Consider the following 21,287-nt stretch of genomic DNA (forward strand, 5'->3'; position numbering starts at 1 on the left):
GGGAAGGTGCTAGGCATATGGACAGGAACGGATCGCCGGATCGGCCGGGCATCGTGGACAGCCGCGCACCCGGCCATCGCGGCCTGGTGCTCGGCATGCTGTGCTTCGTCTATGTGCTGAATTTCCTCGACCGCCAGCTCGTCTCCATTCTCGCCAAGCCGATCCAGGATGGCTTGCAGATCACCGACAGCCAGCTGGGCCGGATCACGGGATTCTATTTCGCGCTCTTCTACTGCTTCATCGCGATCCCCGTCGGCTGGCTGGCGGACCGCACGAACCGGGTGAAAGTCCTCTCGCTCGCCTGCGGCCTGTGGAGCGCCGCGACCGCGGCGTGCGGCATGGCGGCGAATTACGGGCAACTGGTGGTCGCCCGCATGGCGGTCGGCGTGGGAGAGGCCGGCGGCGTGCCGCCATCCTATGCCATCATCTCCGACAGCTTCCCGCGCGAGCAGCGGGGAACCGCGATGGGCATCTTCAATCTCGGCCCGCCGCTCGGGTCCGCGCTGGGGGTGGCTTTCGGCGCCTCGCTGGCGGCCGCCTATGACTGGCGCGTGCCGTTCTACGTCGTCGGCGCGGTCGGGGTGCTGACGGCGGTGCTCGTCTACCTGATCGTTCCGGAGCCCGCGCGCGGCCAGTTCGACCCGGCGCCCGTTTCCGCCGTCGCCGCGGAGCCCGGTCAGGGCTTCGGGCAGGCAATCCGCAGCTTCTTCGGCAACCGGATTCTCGCGGTCACCGCGCTTGCGAGCGGCGCCGCCAATTTCATCACCTATGGCCTCAGCAATTTCGCCACCCTGTTCCTGATGCGCGAGAAGGGGATGACGCTGGAGGAGGTCGCGATCTGGTATGCGCTGGCCGTCGGCATCGGCATGGGGGCGGGCATTTTCGTCTCCGGCCGCCTCATCGACCGCTTCGGGGTCCGGAACAAGGCGGCCTATGCCAGCATTCCGGCGCTGTCGCTGCTGCTCGCCCTGCCTTTCTTCCTGGGTTTCGCCACCGCGGAACGCTGGGAGGTCGCGCTGGCGCTGCTCTGTGTGCCGCTGTTCCTCAACTCCTTCTTCCTGCCCGCGACGGTCACCTTCGTGCAGGGAGAGGTCGATCCGGATGCGCGGGTCATTTCGGGCGCCTTGCTGCTCCTCGTGATGAACCTGATCGGCCTTGGCCTCGGCCCGACCTTCGTCGGCATGGCGAGCGATTTCTTCCGCCCGGAATATGGCGGGCATGCCTTGCAGATGGCCTTTTATGCGCTGGCGCCCATGTACCTGATCGCGGCGCTGCTGTTCCTGTGGCTCGCCCGTCTGATCAGGCGGGCGCCTTCCGCCGCCGTTCCGGAGCGGCGCGAAGCCAATCCTGTGTGAAGGGCTGGGGAAGCGGGGAACGAAGTGAAGGTGACAGCTTTGCGGAGACAGACATGAAACGGAAAAACAGCCTTGCCGCCGCCGCGGTCCTCATCATGGGGTGGATGGTCCCGAGCGATGCGATGGCCCTGGCGCCGACCCCGGCGCCGGATGCCGTCGCCGCGCGTTGCAACGGCCTCGCCGCCCTGCGGCTCCCCGATACGAGCATCGTCAGCGCGGCGCTGGTTCCGGCCAAGGCGGCCGAGACGACGATTGCGGGCGAGACGCCCGGTTACCGGAGCTTCTGCCGCGTCGTCGCGCGCGTGCGCTCGGCGCCCGATTCCGACATCGGCGTCGAAATCTGGCTGCCCGCCCAGGACTGGACCGGCGTCTTTCACGGCAATGGAAACGGCGGCTTCGCCGGCGTTCTCGCTGGCGGCTATTCGGGGATGGTCGACGGGTTGCGGCGCGGATTTGCGACCGCGACGACCGATGCGGGAACCGCGCCCGCCTCGCCGCTGGAGGGCGATGCCCTGATCGGCCAACCGCGCAAGTGGCGCGACTGGGGCCGCCTGTCGACGCATGTGATGACCGTGACCGGAAAGGCGATCACCAGGGCCTTCTACGGTCGCGACGCCCGGCGCTCCTATTACACCGGCTGCTCGACCGGCGGCCAGCAGGGCCTGATCGAATCGCTCTACTATCCGGCCGATTACGACGGAATCCTCGTCGGCGCGCCCGTCATCAACCGGACCTGGGGCCATGCTGCGGTGCTTTGGGACTATGCCGCCGCGCATCGCGCGCCCGGCAGCCTGCTCTCCGACGCCAAGCTGAAGCTGCTCAACAAGGCGGCGATCGCGACCTGCTGGCGACAGGGGCACGGTCTGGCGGGGGACCGGTTCATCTCCGATCCCCTGAGTTGCAGCTTCGACCCCGCGGTCCTGCAATGCATGGGCGCGGCATCGGACGCCTGTCTGTCCGAAAACGAAGTGGCCACCGCGCGCGCCTTTTATTCGGGACCGACGGGCCGCGATGGCAAGGCGAGCTATTTCGGCTGGCTCCCGGGAAGCGAAATGCCCGACACCTTCGGCTGGTCCTTCCTGCAAACGCCGATCAACGGCCAGCCGCCTTTCGGCGCGCTTTTCAAATGGGTGTTCGGCGCCGACTGGGACTGGAAGGGGTTCGATTTCGATCGCGACATGCCCGCCGTCGATGCGCGTCTGGGCCCCATCGTGAACGATGCCACGCGCGGCAGTCTAGAGGCGTTCGCCGCGCGCGGCGGCAAGCTGATCATCTATCACGGTCTGGCCGATACGCTCGTCGCGCCGGGCCAGTCGATCGCATTCTATGAGCGGCAGGCGGCGCAGCTTGGTGGCGGCCGCAATCTCGCGGACAGCGCGCGCCTGTTCCTCGCGCCCGGCATGATGCATTGCGGCGGCGGCACCGGCCCCGACGCCTTCAACGCCACGCTCGGCATCCCACCACGACCGCCGGCCGACGATGCGAAGCATGACATTTTCTCGGCCCTGATTGCCTGGACCGACAGCGGCGAGGCGCCCGATCATGTCATCGCGACGAAATTTTCGGCCGAGGATACGGGCGAGATCGCCATGCAGCGACCGCTCTGCCCCTATCCGCGGAGGGCGGTGTATCGCGGCTCGGGTTCGACGCGGTCGGCAAGCAATTTCATCTGCACCGGACCCGACGATCGCTGACGCCGCTCCAAGGCCCGTGGCGATTCGGTTTCGACACCGTTTCTCCCTTTCGTCACCCTGAACTTGTTTGGCAATTATCCCTTTCGGACAGGTAGCTGTTCCCCGGCGAAAGCCGGGGTCCACGCGGAGCAGCGCCATCTGGGCCCCGGCTTTCGCCGGGGAACGGGCCGTGATGGAGTATTTGCGGGGCGGCGAAAAAGTGCAGCCCATGACTATGGTCTGTGGGGATTTGGCGTTCTGTGCAGTTTCTCCCATTCGTCACCCTGAACTTGTTTCAGGGTCCATGGTCTGCGCTCGAATGAAAGGCGGCACAAAAGGGAAGGTCCGGCCATGGATGCTGAAACGAGTCAGCATGACGAACGAATGAGGCAGCGCGCCGAAACCCGAATCCCCATAGACCATAAAGAATGATGACATTGGATTGACCCGGTTCGCCATCGCGACCCCGGATCAAGTCGGCAATTATCCCTTCTCGACAAGTCACTGTTCCCCGGCGAAAGCCGGGGTCCAGATGGCACAGCGCTGCCCCGCATGGACCCCGGCTTTCGCCGGGGAACAACTCCCTACTTGCCTGAAGGGTATATATCCCGACCTGATCCGGGGGAAGCAATCCGGGGCGGTCTGCGCGCGCTCCGGATTGCGGCCGCGCCGTCGTCAGGCCCCGGACCCCAGGAAACGGGGGAACAGGATGTCGTTCTCGATATGGATATGGTCGGTCAGATCGGCCGACAGCTTGGCCAGGCCCGCATACAGGGCCCGCCAGGTCCCGCAGCCGCCCTCCGGAATCTGCAGGCCCTGCGTGAGGCCATCGACCGCCCGCAGGAAGGCGCTGTGATCGTCATGCTCGGCCATCATCACCATGATCGGCGTGCCGATTTCGGGGCGTCCGCCTTTCTTCATCTGCGGAAAAAGGACCAGTTCCTCCTTCTGCATATGGATGGTCAGCTCGCCGAGCATCTGTTTCAGCAACGCGGCAAGCCCCGCAGGGACCGCCGGGTGGCCCTGATGCGCCTGCTCGACGCGCTGCGCCATCTGGATGAGTTCGGGAAGCTCCCGGCTGTGCACGCGGTGATAGCGCCCGATGATATGATCGACGAGAGCGGGGGTCTCCGCTGCGTCGACCGGGTCGGCCGTTTCGACGGGATTGCTTGCCATATCACGACCTCCATCTGTCGCCGCAAAGATCGGCGGATGCCTCGATTTAAAATAGGTATCTAACATGCGTATTTTGCGACGATGCACGACCGATGTCAAGATAAAGCGGCCCGGCATGGCGCCGCGGCGCGCGATGACTGCCCGCTGTGTCCCTTGAAGGTCAGACCCGGCAGTCGGTCCGCGATGCCGAAAGAGCGGCGATGATCGCCTCGCGCTGCGCGGCCGGCAGTTCGGGCCGCCCGACGACGGCGAGTTCGAGCCGCTCGGCATGCCCGGAGATCGGCCGGAAGGTCAGACCGTCGATCACCAGATGCGCGAGCGACGCGGGCGCGAGGATGACGCCTTCACCCGCGGCGGCGAGCGCGGCCGCGGTGATGAAATCGCCCGTGGCCCTGATCCGGGGACGAGCCCCGACCTTGCGGAGCAGACGCCGCACGGTCTCGGCGAGCTCGTCCTCGACGTCGAACTGCGGCGTCAGAAAACATTCGGGCACCAGATCGCCGATCGCGATGCTGTCGTGGCGGGCGAGCGGGTGCGTCGTCCCGAGCCCGAGCAGCATCGGCTCGTGGTGGCGGGCCAGCACCGCCGCGCCGCGCGGCCACGACGGGCGGGGGCGGACGATCGCGACGTCGATGCGGCCTTCGGCCAGTTCGCGAAGCTGCGCGGGCGTTTCGATCAGCCGCGGCTCGATTTCCAGATCGGGAAAGGCCGTGCGCAGGCCGCGAACCATGTCGCTCAGCAGCGCGGTCATCGCGCCCGAAAAGACATAGCCGATGCGAAGCGGCCCCGTCGCCCCTCGCGCGACATTGCGTCCGAGCTGTTCGGCGCGCAGGAGCCCGGCGAGCGCGTCGCGCGCTTCGTCGTGAAACAGCTCGCCCGCCCGTGTCAGCGTGACCTTGGACCGGCTGCCGCGGTGAAACAGGCGCGCGCCGAGGTTTCCCTCCAGTCGCTGGAGCTGGCGGCTCACGACCGGCTGGGCGAGGCCGAGGCGGTCGGCCGCGCGGACGAAACTGCGCTCCTCGGCAATCGCGAGGAAAATTTCGAGCGGGCGGCGGTCGAGCATCTTTCATTCCTGAATGCGATGGAATAATGATTTTAATGACATTGATAGAATGAAAATCGGGCGTCAAGGGACGCCGAAAGGAGTATGTTCGATGGCTGATATCCGACCGTTCGACTGGGAAGACGCTTTGGGGCTCGATGCCCAGCTGGAGGAAGAGGAACGGATGATCCGCGACGCCGCGCGCGCCTTCGCCACCGATCGCCTGCTGCCGCGCGTCGTCGACGCCTTCGCCGAGGAGCGGACCGATCCGGAGATCTTCCGTGAAATGGGCGAGCAGGGGCTGCTCGGCGTGACGGTGCCCGCCGGATATGGTGGCGCCGGCGCCTCCTACGTCAGCTACGGGCTGGTCGCGCGCGAAATCGAACGCATCGATTCGGGCTATCGCTCGATGATGAGCGTCCAGTCGAGCCTCGTCATGTATCCGATCCTCGTCTATGGCAGCGAGGAGCAGCGGCAGCGTTATCTGCCCGGCCTCGCGCGCGGCGAACTGATCGGCTGCTTCGGGCTGACCGAGCCTGACGCGGGGTCCGATCCCGCCGGGATGCGGACCCGCGCGCGCAAGGTCGACGGCGGCTTCCGGCTCAGCGGCAGCAAGACCTGGATTTCGAACGCGCCGATCGCCGACGTTTTCGTCGTCTGGGCGAAATCCGATGCGCATGATGGCGCGGTGCGCGGCTTCCTGCTCGAAAAGGGCATGGCCGGCCTTTCGGCGCCGAAGATCGAGGGCAAGCTGTCGCTCCGCGCCTCGATCACCGGCATGGTCCTGATGGACGACGTCTTCGTTCCCGACGATGCGCTCCTCCCCGGCGTTCAGGGGCTGAAGGGCCCCTTCGGCTGTCTCAACCGGGCGCGCTACGGCATTTCGTGGGGCGCGCTGGGGGCGGCCGAATTCTGCTATGCCGCCGCACGCAATTACGGGCTGGAACGGCACCAGTTCGGGCGGCCGCTCGCCGCGACCCAACTCTTCCAGAAGAAGCTCGCCGACATGGCGAGCGAGATCGCGCTCGGCCTCCAGGCCAGCCTGCGCGTCGGCCGCCTGCTCGACGAAGGCGGCATGGCTCCCGAAACCATCTCGATCGTCAAACGCAACAATGTCGGCAAAGCACTCGACATAGCCCGCACCGCCCGCGACATGCACGGGGGCAATGGGATCGCCGGCGAATATCATGTCATCCGCCACATGGTGAATCTCGAAACCGTGAACACCTATGAGGGCACGCACGACATGCATGCCCTCATTCTCGGCCGTGCCATAACGGGGATCGCGGCTTTCTGAACCGATGGGCCGGCCACAGCGGCCGGCCCGCACATGCGGGGCTTCAAGCAGGCCCCTCTGCCGAAAAGAAGGCGCTCGTCGCCCAGATGCCAGTGTAAGGTTGCGCGGTTTTCCGCCCTTTCCTTCGGCCAGGTTCCGGCGGCCGGCATAGGCCGTTCGGTAATCGCCTTTCGAGTAGACTAGAACCGAACCGATACGCTGAGATCGGGCTCGACGCCCCCGGATATGCAGATTTCATGGGGGCCCGATTCGAGCTTCCAGCCGTGCGCCGTCTCGTCACGGTAGCGCAGATCGTCGAGATCGATGGTCATCGCGATCGTCCGCGTTTCGCCGGGCTGAAGGGAAACGCGCGTGAAGGCCTTCAGCGCCTGCGACCAACGCTCGACGCTGCCCGGATACCGGACATGGCACAGGATGCTGTCGTCGCCGGGACGGTCGCCGACATTGGCGACGGTGACGGAAACATGCACCGCCCGGTCGGATGCCGAGACGCGCAGGGCGCGGCGGGCGAAACGCGTGTAGCTGAGGCCGTGCCCGAAGGGATAGCGCGGCTCGATCCCGTCGCGCATCAGCTTCGCATAACCGTGCCAATGATCGTAGACGATCCTGTCCGCATCGCGGTCGAAGAAGGGATAATCGGCGGGATCGCGCGCCACCGTGAAGGGAAGGCGACCCGACGGATTGACGTCGCCGAACAGGATATCGGCGAGCGCGGCGCCGCCCTCCATCCCCGAATAGAAGGTCTGGAGGATCGCCCCCGCCTGCGCGCGCCAGCCTTCCACCAGCACCGCCGATCCCGCGACGATCGCGACGACCACGGGCGTTCCGGTCGCGGCGACGGCTTCGATCAGCGCAATCTGCCGCGCGGGCAGGTCGAGCGACAGCCGATCCCCTCCGATCGCCGGGCGCCTGCCGCTTGCATCGCTTTCCTGGCCCAGCGTGATGTCGCCCGGTATATATTCGCCTTCTTCGCGTGCATTGTAGCCTGCGACGATCAGCGCGGCGTCGGCATCGCGCGCCGCCGCGACCGCCGCGTCGATGTCATCCTCGTCGCCGACCGCGATGGCGTCGGCGCCCAGCATCGCGCGCAGCGCCTCGATCGGCGTGACCACATGGGGAGCGCGAACGCGGCTCGACCCCATGTCGCCGGTGTTCTCGAGCGACGCCAGCCGGCCGAGCACGGCGAGACGGCGGACCCGGCTGCGGTCGAGCGGCAGGACGCCGTTGTTCTCGAGCAGCACGATCGACTTCTCCGCCGCCTCGCGTGCCAGCGCGACATGCTCCGCGGACGCGACCAGTTCGGCGGGATAGGCGGTCAGCGGATCGGGCGCGCAGGCGAAGCGATATTGCGTGCGCAGGATGTTGCGGCAGGCGCGGTCGATCACGAAGGGCGCGACATGCCCCGCCTCGACCGCGGCGATCAGCTTTTCGCCCAGAATCTGCGGTTCGGGATTTTCGATGTCGAGCCCCGCCGCGACGGCATAGGGCTTGTAAAGGCCCATCACCCAGTCGGAATGCACGAAGCCCGCGAAACCCCATTCGCCACGCAGGATGTCCGTCAGCAAGCCGTGATGCTGGCCGCAATATTCGCCGTCGAACTTGTTGTAGGCGCTCATCACGCTCGCCACGCCGGCGTCGAGCGCCATCTTGAAATGCGGCAGATAGACTTCGTGAAGCGCACGCTCGCCGACCCGCACATCGACCTTGAACCGTGCGTTCTCCATCGAGTTGAGTGCGAAATGCTTGACCGTCGCCATCACATTCTGGGTCTGGATGCCAAGCCCCAGCGCGCTTCCCATGGCGCCCAGATGGTGCGGGTCCTCGCCATAGGTTTCCTGCGCCCGGCCCCAGGCGGGGTGGCGAAGGATATTGATGCAGACCGCGCCCGAAAGGTCGCAGCCCTGCGCGCGGATTTCCTTCCCCATTGCCTCGCCGATCCGCATTTCGAGGTCGGTGTCGAAGGTCGCGCCGCGCGCCATGGTGCAGGGGAAGCAGGTGCTCTGCCCGCGCGCGACGCCGCGCGGCCCGTCGGTGAACCACAGCGGCGGGACACCGAGGCGTTCGATTCCGCTCCCGGCGCGATAGGGCCGCGCGCCCCATAGCTTGTCGTCGGCGGCGAACTCCCGGAAAAAGCCGCGGCCGGACAGCATGCCGACTTTCTCCGCCAGCGTTGCATGCTCCATGATCGCATCGATCGTCTCGGCGATCCATTCCTCGGAGGCGCCGCGCCGCGGGGAGAAATCATGCTGCTGGTCGGTCATGTCGTCTGTCCATTGTCGGGGGTGGATGAAGCCGGGCCGCGGCGGCGTGCATTACGCCATCCGATCGCCCGGACGAGCCGCGCGTGGGTCCGCGTGTCGAGCGGGTAGAAATAGATGAACAGCCCGGCGCCGACCGCCAGCGCCGCGGGGACGAGCGTTGCCAGTCCGCGGATGCTCGTCAGCGTGTCGGGGGCTTGCGGCGCGTTGGGGACATAGCCGATGACGTCGAGCAATATGCCGATCAGGCCCGTTCCGACGCCGAGCGCGACCTTCTGCGTGAAGGCGAGAAAGCCGACGAGTGCCCCCTCTGCGCGGAGGCCGGTCTGCCATTCGCCTACCTCGACGGTATCGGGCAGCATCGACCAGAAAGTCAGCACGAAGGCTGCGTTCCCGACGCCGCTGAACGCCAGCAAGCCGTAAAGCATCGGCCCCGCCTTCGGCGCGATGGCGAAGATCAGGATGTTGGCGGTCGCACTGATCGCGATGCCGCTCAACCACACCGCGCGCTTGCCGATGCGCTGCGTCACCTTGACCCAGGGGAGCATCGACAGGGCCGCCGCGGCGAGCGAGACCGTCAGGCCGATAGTGATCGTCTCCTCGGATCCCGCATAATATTTCATGTAATAGAGCAGCGCCTTGCCGCCCATCGCATAACCGATCGAGCCGACGAGGGTTGCGCCGAGCAGGAGCAGGAATACGCGGTTCGACCCGACCGCGCGAAGCATCGCGGAAAAGGTCGGATGCGCGTCGGGCGCTTCGCCGATCGTTTCCTGGGTGCGCTTGAAGCAGTTGAGCAGCACCAGCGTGGCGATGAACGCATAGAGCGTTGCGACCCACAGGAAGCCTTCGCGGCCGCCGCCGAAGCGGGCGACGAGCGGCAGCGTCGCCGCAGCGAGGAACAGGCCGGTGATGATCGCGAACAGCATGCGCGCTCCCGCCAGTCGCGACCGGACGAGCGAGTCCGCGCTCATGCGGGCCGACAGGGCGACGAAGGGAATGTTCACGACGGTGTAGACCGTGCGGAACAGGATGTGCGTCGCAAGGCAGAAGAAGGCGAGTGCGTTGCCCGAAAGGCCCAGCGGCAGGAACATGGAGACGAAAGCGAGGGCGAGGAGCGGTGCGCCGAACAGCAGATAGGGGCGATAGCTGCCGAACCGGCTCCGCGTCCGGCTCGCGATCACGCCCATCGCGGGATCGGTAATCCCCTCCCACATGAGCGCCGCCATGATGATCAATCCGCCGACCGAGGCGGAAATGCCAAGGACGTCGGTGTAGAAATAGAGCAAGAACAGCGAGCAGAAGGTGAAATAGAGGTTGAACGCCAGATCGCCCGACCCGTAAGCGACGACCGCGCCGGTGGGCAGGGATGATCGGTCCGCAAGATCCCGGTGTTGCCCCGCTCCAACGCTGCCATCGGCCATCGCTGCTCTCTCCCTTTTATGGGGAGCATCTATCGCACCAGGGTCCGTCTGTCTCTAATTTTTATCCAATCGGATAATTATTTTCCGGATGCTTCTTCGCGCTTTGCGAGGCCGGGAAGGAACAGGGCGATGATCGCGTCGGAATAGGCCTCGATCGTCTCGTTCGAGCATGCGTCGATGCCGTGCGTCAATTTCGCTTCGGCAGCGAGGTTGAAGATCGACTGGGCGGCCCCCGTCAGCGCATAGACCATCAGCGCCGGGTCGACCCGCGGCATCGTGCCGTCGCGCATCAGGATGTCCCATCGTGGGAAGATCCGGTCGTGGCTGGGGCGGATGAAGCTTTCCGATGCCCATGCCAGTCGCTCATTGTCGCGGAAGGATTCCTGAACCATCAGCCGCGCATGCTCGGGGTGCTCGGCGCAATAGCGGACATAGCGCCGCAACGAGATTTCGAAAGCCTTGGCGGGGGGAAGGTCGGCTTCGCCGGGCTCGGGCTCCAATATCTCGCTCATGCGGGTGAAGAGCAGACGAACCGCCTCGCGCCACAATTCGTCCTTTTTGCCGAAATGATATTTGATCAGCCCGTGCTGGACGCCGACGCTTTCGGCTATTTCACGGACTCCGACACCGTCGAAGCCATGGCGGGAGAAAAGCTGCAGGGCTTCTTCGACGATCCGCTGCCGGGTCGCGACTCCGCGATCCTGGGTTTTTCTTTTCCGTCCCGGTTTCGACTGCAACCTGCTTGCCTCAGACCTTGAATCATTATCGTTCGACCGCGCTGCCAATACCAGCGACAATCGGACATAAGCAATAATGGAGAAACGGCTCAGGGGAGGGCTTTGCCGCCCGGAAGCCGATCGGGCTCCTTTTTCCGTCCGAGCGGCTCATATGTCTGACGATATTGCTCGAAGCGCGCGCGCATGGCCTTCACGACCTCGGGATGGCGCGTCGCCAGATTATAATCCTCGCCGGGATCGCTGCGCACGTCGAACAACAGATTGGCACCGATCCGTGCCAGCGGCAGATCATATCCCCGATAATAGCTGCGCGCGACGAATTTCCAGCGATCGGTGCGGATCGCCGCGACCTTCTCGTTGTCGAACAGGACCAGTGCTTCGTGTGGGCTCGGCGCGCCGTCGAGCAGAACCGCGCTGATATCCTTGCCGTCGAGAACGAGATCCTTCGGCAGCGGTTTGCCGGCGAGTGCGGCGAAGGTCGGCAACAGGTCGAAATTCATCGTGATCGCGCTGCTGCGACTGCCGGCCGGGATGCGGCCGGGGCCCCAGGCGATGAACGGAACGCGATAGCCGCCGTCCCATCCCGCGCCGCCCTTGCGATCGCGCAGTTCGCCGGTCGATCCTTCGAACCATGGTCCATTGTCCGACGTGACGATGACATAGGTATCGTTCTGAAGGTCGAGCCGTTCGATCTGTTCGCGCAGGCGGCCGAGTTCGGCATCGACCTCTTCGACGACGTCGCCATAGTCGCCGGCCGGCGAGTGCCCGGCGTGTTCCTTCGTCGGGTGAAGCGGAATATGCGGCGCGGTCAGCGCGAGCATCAGGAAAAAGGGGCGATCGCGATTGGCGTCGACGAACTCGCCGGCCCGCGCGAAGAATCGCTGCGTCAGGGCCACCATGTCGACGTCTTCCTGGGTGAATTCCACGCCCTCGCCCGCGGTATAGAGCGACAGCGGCTTCATGTCGTGGCTATAGGGAAGGCCGAAGAACAGGTCGAATCCCTGCACGGTCGGCGGCCAATAGGGTGGGGTGTGCCCAAGATGCCATTTGCCGATCAGCGCCGATGCATAGTCGTCGCCGAGCACTTCGGGAATCGTGACCTCTTCGGGCGGCAGGCCGTTCGTGTCGTCCGCCTGGATCACTTGCCACGCCAGCCCGGTGCGGATCGGATAACGCCCGGTCAGCAGGCCGGCGCGCGACGGGGTGCAGATATTCGCCGAGGCATAGGCATCGGTCATCAGCAGCCCGTCGGCGGCAAGCCGGTCGATATTGGGCGTGCGGATCGCGCGCGAGCCATTGGCCCCGATGTCGCCGTACCCGAGATCGTCGGCGAGGACGACGATGAAATTCGGCGGACGGCGCCGCGCGGCGCTGTCCTTCGACCGCGCCAGTGCCAGTGTGGAGACCCCGCCGGCTCCGGCGACGGCAAGGCTGGCGAGCAGGCTGCGGCGATCGAGTTCCATCATCAGAATCTATACTCCACCGTGGCCCCGAACTGCCGCGCCGCGGTCGACGGGAAGAACTGCGATTGCCCGCCGGTGTCGAGAGGCGTGTCGTAGATCAGTTCGACGAAGCTCTTGTCGGTCAGATTCTTGCCCCAGATCCACGCTCGCAGGCGGTCGCCCGGCAATGCGAAGCCGATTTGGGCATCAAGCAGGCCATAAGCCTTCTGCACCGATTTCGGATCGAGGTCGAGCGCGGTGAATGTGCTGCCGCGATAGGCAAAGGAAAGCTGGCCGAAAACGCTCGCGCCCGCCGCCGAAACCTCGGTTTCGTAACGCGCGGACGCGTTCGCCGTGAACTTCGGCGCCATCGCCAGTTCCTTGCCGGTCAGATCCTGCCGCGCCTGCCCGCCCGAAACGATGCAGCCCTGGGCCACCGTCTGTCCGAAATAGCAGGGTGCGCCCGCGAAGTCGGTATATTTCGCCCTGGTATAGGCCGCGCCGCCCATCAGACGCAGGCCCGATCCCATATTGATGTCGACGTCGGCCTCGATCCCGCGCGTGCGCAGCGAGCCGGCATTGATCACGTCGAACACCAGGGTACCGGTGTCCGAAACGCCGATCGCCTGCGCCTGGAAATCGTCGAAATCGGTGCTGAAGAAGGCGATGTTGAAGCGCACCCGGCGATCGAACAACTCGGTCTTGGCGCCGAATTCGTACGACGTCGGAATCTCGGGTTCGACGGTGCGCAGCACGGTCGAGTCCTGCAGCGCATTGAAGCCGCCGCCCTTGAAGCCGCGCGCGACGCTGCCATAGAGCGTCACCTCTTCGGTCGGACGGAATTGCGCCCCCATGCGCCACGTCCATGCGCCGTCGACGCGCTTCATCTTCTGGTCGACATTGGGTCCGAGCAGGATGGTACCCGGATTGGCGAAGCGCCGAAAATGCGTGTTCAGCCGCTCGACCGTGTAGCGCAGTCCGCCGAAGACGTTGAACTGATCGCTCAGATGATAGGTCGCATCGGCGAAGGCGGCGAAATTCTGGGTATCGTTCTCGACGAAGATCGCGCGCGACAACTGGACGCCGGGCGGCAGAGGCTGGTCGAACGTGCCCTGCTGCGAATTGCCGAGTTCATAATCCTGGTTGAAGAGGAACAGGCCGCCGACCCACTCGAACGGCTCGCCGGACGGAGAGGTCAGGCGCAGTTCCTGCGTGAACTGGCGCTGACGGCTGTCGCCATTGTTGATGTTGAGAACGGGGGTCGGCCGTTGGTCGGCGTCGTTGTTGTCGGTCGCATCCCACCAGCGCAGGCCGGTGATCGACGTCACCGTGATGCCCCCGGTGCCCTCGATATCGACCTGCACCGATCCGCCATAGGTTTCCTGGCGGATGAACGTGCGGCCGTCGAGCGCAACCTCCCGGTTGTCGGGGCCGGGAACGATGCCTGCGGCGGTCACCCGGTTGCGGATATCGGCATTGTTGCCGAAACTGCGGATCGTCCACATGCAGCAGGCGGCGTCGCGCGACGAATAGTCGCCCGCGACGAGCACGCGGATATTGTCGGCGGGTTCCCACAACAGCTTCGCGCGACCGCCCCACTCGTCGCGATCGTTGAGGCGGCTGTCGTCGAATCGGTTGCGAATATAGCCGTCTCGTTTCGTGCGATAGGCCGATGCGCGAAACGCCAGATTCGAGGTCAGGCCGCCGGTGACCGTTCCGCGCAGCACGAATTCGTCGAACTCGCCGTAGGTCGCCTGGACCTTGCCGCCCCAGCTGTAGCTGGGATCGGTGGTCACGATGTTGAGGACGCCGGCCGAGGCATTCTTGCCGAACAAGGTGCCCTGCGGACCGCGCAGCACTTCAATCCGCTGGATGTCGAACAGGTCGGTCATCCCCGCGCCCTGCCGCCCGATCGGTACACCGTCGATGACGATGCCGACCGAGCCCTCGATCGCCGACGAGAAATTATTCGTGCCGATGCCGCGGATCGCCAGGCCGGCGCCGCGCGGGTTGTTACTGCCCTGGAAGGAGAAGTTCGGGGTCGTCGTCTGCAACTGCGAGATTTCAGTGATGTTCCGGTTGCTCAACTGCTCGCCGCTCAGCACCGCGACCGACAGCGGAACGTCCTGCAACGACTGTTCGCGTTTCTGGGCCGTCACGACGATCTCGTCGCCGGCGACGCTTGCGTTCTCCGAAGCGGACAGGGGCGCGGTGTCCTGCGCATGGGCGCCGCTCGCGAGCAGCGTCGATCCCATCAACGCCACGAATATGCTCTTCATCCGCATCCTCCCATTTATTTATCCACTCGGATAATAATTTGAGCTGGCGAATGTCAAGCATGAATCCTGTATCCCGCCCCGGCCATGAGCAAAGGGCGGCGAGCAACGAAACATCCGTCGATTGCGGCGAGCCGGACGATGGCGTGGGTGCGCCATATCTTCGCCGCAAGGCCGGTGGAAAGCTGCTCGCTTCGAAATGGCGAGGTTCAAGATTTTGTTTTAAAATGGAAAATTACGGGAAATTTCCTTACCGGATCGGTGCGCAGGATCGCATGATATGTCGCCTGCCGTTCGACGGGAGAATCTGCGCAACGGCGCTTGTCTTCGCCCCGACACGCTGGTAGAGGCGCCCCTCGTTGCCGCTTTAGCTCAGTTGGTAGAGCACATCATTCGTAATGATGGGGTCAGGTGTTCGAGTCACCTAAGCGGCACCACAATCTCCATGATCGACGATTTGGTACGGCACGGACGTTATTCGGCGCGCTCCGGCTCGCTGCGGGTCGGAAGCTGCGGGAGCTTTTCGCTGCGATCGCGATAGATCGCCGCGCGGGCGAGCAGGATCAGCGTGACCGGCGTCGTCAGGGTGACGAACAGCGCGATCAATATCTCATGGACGACCGGCCGGCCCTGCGTGATCGAGAAGCACAGCATCGAGCCGAGCAGGATCGCCGCCATGCCCGCGGTCGCGCCCAGCGTCGTGGCGTGGACGCGCGCATAGAAGGTCTTCAGGCGTATCAGGCCGAACGCGCCCACCAGCGTGATGATCGCGCCGCCTAGGACCAGAAGGCCGACGATGATCGCGGCCCAGGTCGGCAGATCGGGTGCCTGCATCATTCGATGACTTCTCCCCGCATCAGGAACTTGCCGAGAGCGACGGTGCCGACGAATCCCAGCAGCGCGATGACCAGCGCCGCCTCGAAATAGAGGGTGCGGCCGGTCTGAATACCATAGGTGAGCAGCAGCAGCATCCCCGTCAGATAGAGCGTGTCGAGCCCGAGGACCCGATCCTGCGCGCGCGGACCGCGCAGCATGCGAAAGGCGGCGCATCCCATCGCGAGGCCCAGCACGATCTGCGCGGCGGTGATCACCAGCGCCAGGAACAGCGCGTTCATTCGAATATCTCCATCAGAAGCCGCTCGTAACGCTGCCGGATCTGCCGAACCCATTCGGCTTCGTCGACCAGATCGAGGATATGGATCAGGATGACGTGCCGGTTCGCGTCGTGCTGTACCCACAGCGACCCCGGCGTCGCTGTGATGATGAGTGCGAGCACGGCCAGTGCATAGGGGCTGCGCAGCTCGGTCGGCAGTTCGATGAAGTCCGAATGACGGTGCGGCGGGTTGAACAGGATGATCTTCCCCACCGCGATGTTGGAACGGACGATGTCCACCAGCACGATTCCGGCGAGCCGGACCATCGCCCATCCGACCCGCACGCGCGGCGGTTCGGGCTTGAGCGACAGCATCGACCGCGACACGATCAGCGCGACCAGAGCGCCGAGCAGGATGTGCCCGGGCGAGAAGCCGGTCAGCAGCGTCCACATTGCGAACAGCGCGAGCGCCAGCAGCGGGTAGGGGACGAGCCGCCTCATGGCTGCGCGCTCCCCGCCGGAGGCGCGCCGGCGACGGCGGAAAGATAGCCGGCCGGATCGTGCAGCGCGGCCGATGTCGCCTCGAGATAGGCCATGACCGGCCCGGCCCACAGCATCAGCGCCAGACAGACGGCGAGCAGCAGCGCGATGGGCGCGACCTCGACCAGGCTGAGGCGCGACGGGGCGTCCTCGCCCGGCGTCCACAGCAGGTCGATGCCGGCGCGGGTCATCACGATCATCGTCGCGAGGCCGGACACGATGAGCAGTCCGATCAGCGTCCAGTTCATCGGTCCGACCGCACCCGCGCGCAGCAGCGCATCGATGATGGCGAATTTGGCAATGAAGCCCGACAGCGGCGGCAATCCGGCGAGCAGCAGCGCGCAGAAGATGAAGCCGCCGCCGAGGATGGCGATCGTTCCGGGGATGACGACGCCCGTCTCGTCCTCCTCTTCCTCGATCGCGCCGACATATTCGTCGTCGAACACGGGCTCGGCGATGCCTTCGATCATGTCGTCCTCGTCGGCGTTGCGTTCGACGGGTTCGATGATGAGGTAGAGCGCGCTGATCGCGAGCGTCGAGCTGACGAGATAGAAGAGCAGCGCGGCGATGAGCGGCTGGCCGCCGATGCCGAGCCCGGCGAGCAGCGTGCCCGACGAAACCAGCACATAGTGCCCGACGACCCGCGTGAGCTGGCGGGCGGACAGGATGCCGATGACGCCAAAGGTCATGGTGGCGAGACCGCCATAGAGCAGTCCGTCGTTGGCGAAGCCGGCGACGTCGCCCGATGCTTCGCCGAACAGCAGGAAGGAGAGGCGGAGGATGACGTAGACGCCGACCTTGGTCATGATCGCGAACAGCGCGGCGACCGGCGGCGCTGCGGCGGCATAGGTGCGCGGGAGCCAGAAGCTCAGCGGCCAGACGCCCGCCTTGATCAGAAAGGCGACCCCCAGGATCGCCGCGCCGGCCTCCAGCAGCGCGATGTCGCCGGGATCGGTGCGGGCGACGCGGGTGGCGAGGTCGGCCATGTTGAGCGTACCTGTGACCGAATAGATCAGCGCCACACCGATCAGGAAGAGCAGCGAGGCCGCGATGTTGATGGTGATGTAATGCAGGCTAGCGCTGGTTCGCTCGGTCCCCGCGCCGTGCAGAATCAGGCCATAGGAGGCGGCGAGCAGCACTTCGAAGAAGACGAAGAGGTTGAAGATGTCGCCGGTCAGGAACGCGCCGTTCACACCCATCAGCAACAGCAGGAACAGCGCGTGGAAGCGCGGTCCCGACCGGTCCCAGCGCGCCAGCGCATAGAATAGCGAGGTGAAGCCGAGCACGTTGGCGAGCAGGAGCATCGTCGCCGACAGGCGGTCGACCACCAGCACGATTCCGAAGGGCGCCGCCCAGTTGCCGAGCAGATAGACATGGGGGCTGTCGGTGCCCGCATTGCCCGCGTCGCTGGTGAACCACAGCAGCGACGCGGCATTGGCGATCAGCAGCGCGGATGCGATCAGGCTCAGCCACCGTTTCAGGACGCGCCGCCGCTCGTCGAAGGCGAGCATCAGCGCGCTGGCCAGCAGCGGTAGCAGGATCGGCGTGATGATCAGGTGATGGAGCCAGCCGGTCATGCTTCGCCGTCCTCGCCATCGACATGGTCGGTGCCGGTCAGGCCGCGCGAGGCGAGCAGCACCACCAGCAGCAGCGCGGTCGTCGCGAACGAGATGACGATCGCCGTCAGCACCAGCGCCTGCGGCAGCGGATCGGCGTAGAGCGCGGGATCGGCGGACGCCGGATCCTTGCCGATGATCGGCGGCGCGTCGCTGCGCAGCCGACCGGCCGCCACGATGAACAGGTTGACCGCATAGGAAAGGAGCGACAGGCCGAGGATCACCTGAAAGGTGCGCGGCCGGAACAGCAGCCACAGGCCCGACGCCGTCAGCACCCCGATGGCGAGCGAAAGGAGGATTTCCATCAGGCGCTCCCCCCGGTGCCCGGCTCGGCCGCCGCGGGCTGAACCGGCTTGCGCGCGCGCGGCGAACGGATCGACTGGTGCGCGATGGCGATCAGCATCAGCAGCGTGGTGCCGACGACCACCGCGAACACGCCGATATCGAACAGCAACGCGCTCGCCAGCGGAATATCGCCGATCAGCGGCAGCGTCAGATAGCGCGAATGGCTGGTCAGGAAGGGGTAGCCGAACAACCAGGCGGCAAGGCCGGTCGCAACCGCGCAGACCAGTCCGGCGCTGATCCAGCGCACCGGCTGGACGCTCAGGCTCGCTTCGACCAGTCGCGTGCCGTTCGCCATGTAGAGGAGGAGGAAGGCGATCGACGTGGCGATGCCCGCGGCGAAGCCGCCGCCGGGCAGGTCGTGGCCGCGCATCAGCAGATAGAGGGCAAAGGTCAGGACGACCGGGAACAGCCATTGCATGATGATGCGCGGGACGAAGAGATAATGGACGAGCGTATCGCCCATCGCATGATCCTTGCTCGCTTCGTCGAACGCATTCTGCCGCCGCTGCTGGTCGGGTATCTCGATGCTTTCCGGCGCGGGACGGAACCGGCGCAGCAGGGTGAAGACGGTCAGCGCGACGATCGACAGGACGGTGATCTCTCCCAGCGTGTCGAACCCGCGGAAATCGACGAGGATGACGTTGACAACATTGGTTCCGCCGCCACCCGAATAGGCGTTCTCAACGAAATAGCGCGAGATGCTGTCCGGCATCGGGCGGGTCATCATCGCATAGGCAAGCGCGGCCGCGCCCGTCCCGCCGGCGATCGCGAGCAGCAGGTCGCCGCCGCGCCGGATCAGGACCATCGGCGGCTTGCGTTCTTCGGGCCATATGGCGGGGCGGCGCTGCGGCAGCCAGCGCAAGCTGAGCAGAAGCAGGACGAGGGTGACGATCTCGACGAGCAGTTGCGTCAGCCCGAGGTCGGGCGCCGACAGCCAGATGAAACTGATGCAGACGGCAAGCCCGGCGGCCCCAACCAGGACGAGCGCGACCAGCCGATGGAATTTCGCCTGCCACGCCGCCGCGATGGCGCAGGCGCCGCCGCACAGCCACAGCAGCCCGAAGACCGGATCGATCAGCGTATCCTGCAGCGGCCCCCGGCTATAGCCGAGCCGCAGGAAGGGAAGGGTGCCGAGCAGCAGCGCGGTGACGACGATCAACCGCAGCTGTACCTGCAGGCGCCGGGTGCCGAGCCGCTCGTGCAGGCCGCGCGCCGCATTGACGATCGCCGCGAGCACCGCCTCGAAGGTCCGGCGTCCCTTCAGCCGGCCGATCAGCGGCGATCGCTCGACGGCGTTCAGCCGCTCGCGGAACAGTATATAGAGCGCCGTACCGGCGATCAGCGCGATGAAGCTCATCGCCAGCGGCAGGGTGAACCCGTGCCATATCGCCAGGCTGTAGGTCGGCGTCTGGTCCCCCAGCACCGACTGGACGGCGCTGGCGAGAAACGGCCCGATGGTGAGCGCCGGGACGATCCCGACGAGCAGGCAAGCGAGCACCAGTATCTCGATCGGCAGGCGTATCCAGTGCGGCGCTTCGGCCGGTTGGTGCGGCAGGTCGACCGGCGGCGGTCCGAAGAAGGTCTGGTGGATGAAGCGCACCGAATAGAAGACGCTGAACGCGCTGGCCAGCGTCGCGAGATAGGGCAGCGCCACGTCGATGATCGTGCCGCTGTGCGCTTCGAGCGCTTCGGCGAGGAACATCTCCTTCGACAGGAAGCCGTTGAGCAGCGGTACGCCCGCCATCGCCGCCGCCGCGACCATCGCGAGCGTGGCGGTGATCGGCATGAAGCGGACGAGGCCGCTCAGCCGGCGCAGGTCGCGCGTTCCCGTTTCATGGTCGATGATCCCGGTGGCCATGAACAACGACGCCTTGAAGGTGGCGTGATTGACGGTGTGGAAGATCGCCGCCACCGCCGCGAGCGGACTGCCCAGACCCAGCAGCAGCGTGATGAGGCCGAGGTGGCTGATCGTCGAATAGGCGAGCAGGCCCTTCAGGTCCTGCTGGAAGATTGCCGCCCAGGCGCCGACCAGCAGCGTCGCGAGGCCGGTCGTGGTGACGATCAGATACCAGCTGTCGGTGCCCGAGAGGACCGGCCAGAGCAGGGTGAGCAGAAAGATGCCCGCCTTCACCATCGTCGCCGAATGCAGATAGGCGGATACGGGCGTCGGGGCGGCCATGGCATGCGGCAGCCAGAAGTGGAAAGGGACCTGTGCGCTCTTGGTGAACGCGCCGATCAGGATCAGGATCAGGGCGGGCAGATAAGCCTTGTCGGCATGGATGGCGTCGCGCGCGGCGAGCACCGCGTCGACGTCGTAGCTTCCCGCCATCCGCCCGAGCAGCAGCAGCCCGACGAGCAGGCACACGCCGCCCGCGCCGGTGACGATCAGCGCCATGCGCGCGCCGTCGCGCGCGCTTTGATTATGGTGCCAATATCCGATCAGCAGGAAGGAAAAGAGGCTGGTCAATTCCCAGAAGAAGGCGATCTGGATCAGGTTGCCCGACAGGACGATGCCGAGCATCGACCCCATGAACGCCTGGAGGAAGGCGAAGAAGCGCGGTACCGGATCGTCCGGCGACATGTAGTAGCGCGCATAGAGGATGACGAGCGCCCCGATGCCGAGGACGAGCGTCGCGAACAGCCAGGTGAAGCCGTCGAGCCGAAGTGTCAGGTTGAGCCCGAGCGTCGGCAGCCACGCCAGTTCGTGGCGCACGACCTCGCCGCGCTCAACGAGCGGATAATAGGCCGCGATGATCATGGCGCCGGCAAGCGCGATCACCCCCGCCAGCGTCGAGGCGAGGTTCCGGCCGCGGGCCGGCAGGAATGCCGCGATCGCGCTGCCCAGAAATGGAAGCGCGACGACGGCCAGGAGGAAGCGGGGGTCGTGCATAAGGTAGGGGGAAGATCTCCATCGCCTGGTGCGCTGCCCGAGGGCGTCCCCCCTTATGGTAGACGTTGGCGCGGCGGAGCAAGGCGTGAGTTGAGTTTTTTGCTGGGCAGGCGATCCGGCGCG

The 21,287-nt window shown here is 65.7% G+C and carries 17 protein-coding genes and 1 tRNA gene; 5 read left to right on the forward strand and 13 right to left on the reverse strand.

Annotated elements, in window-relative coordinates; translation table 11 throughout:
- Positions 1-53: 53 nt before the first annotated feature.
- Entirely contained in the window at positions 54-1,355 is a 1,302-nt protein-coding gene (locus C3E99_RS04485; protein ID WP_234002601.1) for a spinster family MFS transporter, read from the forward strand.
- A gap of 53 nt (positions 1,356-1,408) precedes the next feature.
- Positions 1,409-3,049 (forward strand): tannase/feruloyl esterase family alpha/beta hydrolase, encoded by a 1,641-nt coding sequence (locus C3E99_RS04490; RefSeq protein WP_076074693.1) that lies wholly within the window; start codon positions 1,409-1,411, stop codon positions 3,047-3,049.
- Between the two features lie 654 nt (positions 3,050-3,703).
- On the opposite strand, the gene C3E99_RS04495 is transcribed toward C3E99_RS04490, so the two are convergent.
- On the reverse strand, positions 3,704-4,303 hold the full coding sequence (locus C3E99_RS04495; protein WP_234002602.1) for a hemerythrin domain-containing protein: 600 nt from the start codon (positions 4,301-4,303) through the stop codon (positions 3,704-3,706).
- Between the two features lie 61 nt (positions 4,304-4,364).
- The gene (locus C3E99_RS04500) at positions 4,365-5,267 is read right to left on the reverse strand and encodes a LysR substrate-binding domain-containing protein (RefSeq protein ID WP_076074696.1); all 903 of its coding nucleotides are present in this window, start codon (positions 5,265-5,267) and stop codon (positions 4,365-4,367) included.
- A 91-nt stretch (positions 5,268-5,358) separates the two neighbouring features.
- Between C3E99_RS04500 and C3E99_RS04505 the strand changes: the two genes are divergently transcribed.
- On the forward strand, positions 5,359-6,543 hold the full coding sequence (locus C3E99_RS04505; protein WP_076074699.1) for an acyl-CoA dehydrogenase: 1,185 nt from the start codon (positions 5,359-5,361) through the stop codon (positions 6,541-6,543).
- Between the two features lie 179 nt (positions 6,544-6,722).
- Here C3E99_RS04505 and C3E99_RS04510 read toward each other — a convergent pair whose 3' ends face one another.
- The 5 genes from C3E99_RS04510 to C3E99_RS04530 all read right to left on the reverse strand — a co-directional run bounded on the left by C3E99_RS04510 (position 6,723) and on the right by C3E99_RS04530 (position 14,683).
- Positions 6,723-8,804: a beta-glucosidase family protein gene (locus C3E99_RS04510; RefSeq protein ID WP_067182473.1), complete on the reverse strand. Its 2,082-nt coding sequence runs from the start codon at positions 8,802-8,804 to the stop codon at positions 6,723-6,725.
- Positions 8,801-10,225 (reverse strand): MFS transporter, encoded by a 1,425-nt coding sequence (locus C3E99_RS04515; RefSeq protein WP_083675047.1) that lies wholly within the window; start codon positions 10,223-10,225, stop codon positions 8,801-8,803. The genes C3E99_RS04510 and C3E99_RS04515 overlap by 4 nt, the downstream gene beginning before the upstream one ends.
- A 77-nt stretch (positions 10,226-10,302) precedes the next feature.
- Positions 10,303-10,962 (reverse strand): TetR/AcrR family transcriptional regulator, encoded by a 660-nt coding sequence (locus C3E99_RS04520; protein WP_076074702.1) that lies wholly within the window; start codon positions 10,960-10,962, stop codon positions 10,303-10,305.
- Positions 10,963-11,051: 89 nt separating this feature from the next.
- Complete coding sequence (locus C3E99_RS04525) at positions 11,052-12,428, reverse strand: sulfatase family protein (protein WP_234002603.1); 1,377 nt, start codon at positions 12,426-12,428, stop codon at positions 11,052-11,054.
- Positions 12,428-14,683 carry a TonB-dependent receptor gene (locus C3E99_RS04530; RefSeq protein WP_158682106.1) on the reverse strand — a complete coding sequence of 752 codons (2,256 nt, stop codon included), beginning with the start codon at positions 14,681-14,683 and terminating at the stop codon, positions 12,428-12,430. The genes C3E99_RS04525 and C3E99_RS04530 overlap by 1 nt, the downstream gene beginning before the upstream one ends.
- 59 nt (positions 14,684-14,742) lie before the next feature.
- On the opposite strand from C3E99_RS04530, the gene C3E99_RS19635 reads away from it, so the two are divergent.
- Together C3E99_RS19635 and C3E99_RS04535 are read left to right on the forward strand one after the other, a co-directional pair.
- Positions 14,743-15,027, forward strand: a complete 285-nt coding sequence (locus C3E99_RS19635; protein WP_158682108.1) for a hypothetical protein — start codon at positions 14,743-14,745, stop codon at positions 15,025-15,027.
- 14 nt (positions 15,028-15,041) lie between these two features.
- Positions 15,042-15,117 (forward strand) — tRNA-Thr (locus tag C3E99_RS04535).
- Positions 15,118-15,154: 37 nt separating this feature from the next.
- On the opposite strand, the gene mnhG is transcribed toward C3E99_RS04535, so the two are convergent.
- From mnhG to C3E99_RS04565, 6 genes are read right to left on the reverse strand one after another with little or no spacing between them, the layout of a single operon-like run.
- Positions 15,155-15,517 carry a monovalent cation/H(+) antiporter subunit G gene (mnhG, locus tag C3E99_RS04540; protein WP_174521637.1) on the reverse strand — a complete coding sequence of 121 codons (363 nt, stop codon included), beginning with the start codon at positions 15,515-15,517 and terminating at the stop codon, positions 15,155-15,157.
- Complete coding sequence (locus C3E99_RS04545) at positions 15,514-15,795, reverse strand: K+/H+ antiporter subunit F (protein ID WP_067106205.1); 282 nt, start codon at positions 15,793-15,795, stop codon at positions 15,514-15,516. Before C3E99_RS04545 ends, mnhG begins: the two co-directional genes overlap by 4 nt.
- Entirely contained in the window at positions 15,792-16,274 is a 483-nt protein-coding gene (locus tag C3E99_RS04550; protein ID WP_067106207.1) for a Na+/H+ antiporter subunit E, read from the reverse strand. Before C3E99_RS04550 ends, C3E99_RS04545 begins: the two co-directional genes overlap by 4 nt.
- Positions 16,271-17,890 (reverse strand): monovalent cation/H+ antiporter subunit D, encoded by a 1,620-nt coding sequence (locus tag C3E99_RS04555; protein ID WP_076074707.1) that lies wholly within the window; start codon positions 17,888-17,890, stop codon positions 16,271-16,273. Before C3E99_RS04555 ends, C3E99_RS04550 begins: the two co-directional genes overlap by 4 nt.
- Entirely contained in the window at positions 17,887-18,234 is a 348-nt protein-coding gene (locus C3E99_RS04560) for a Na+/H+ antiporter subunit C (protein WP_067182485.1), read from the reverse strand. The genes C3E99_RS04555 and C3E99_RS04560 overlap by 4 nt, the downstream gene beginning before the upstream one ends.
- Entirely contained in the window at positions 18,234-21,164 is a 2,931-nt protein-coding gene (locus C3E99_RS04565; RefSeq protein ID WP_076074709.1) for a monovalent cation/H+ antiporter subunit A, read from the reverse strand. Before C3E99_RS04565 ends, C3E99_RS04560 begins: the two co-directional genes overlap by 1 nt.
- Between the last annotated feature and the right edge of the window lie 123 nt (positions 21,165-21,287).

Origin of the sequence: Sphingopyxis sp. MG (assembly GCF_002953155.1) — a bacterium.
GTDB classification, from domain to species: domain Bacteria; phylum Pseudomonadota; class Alphaproteobacteria; order Sphingomonadales; family Sphingomonadaceae; genus Sphingopyxis; species Sphingopyxis granuli.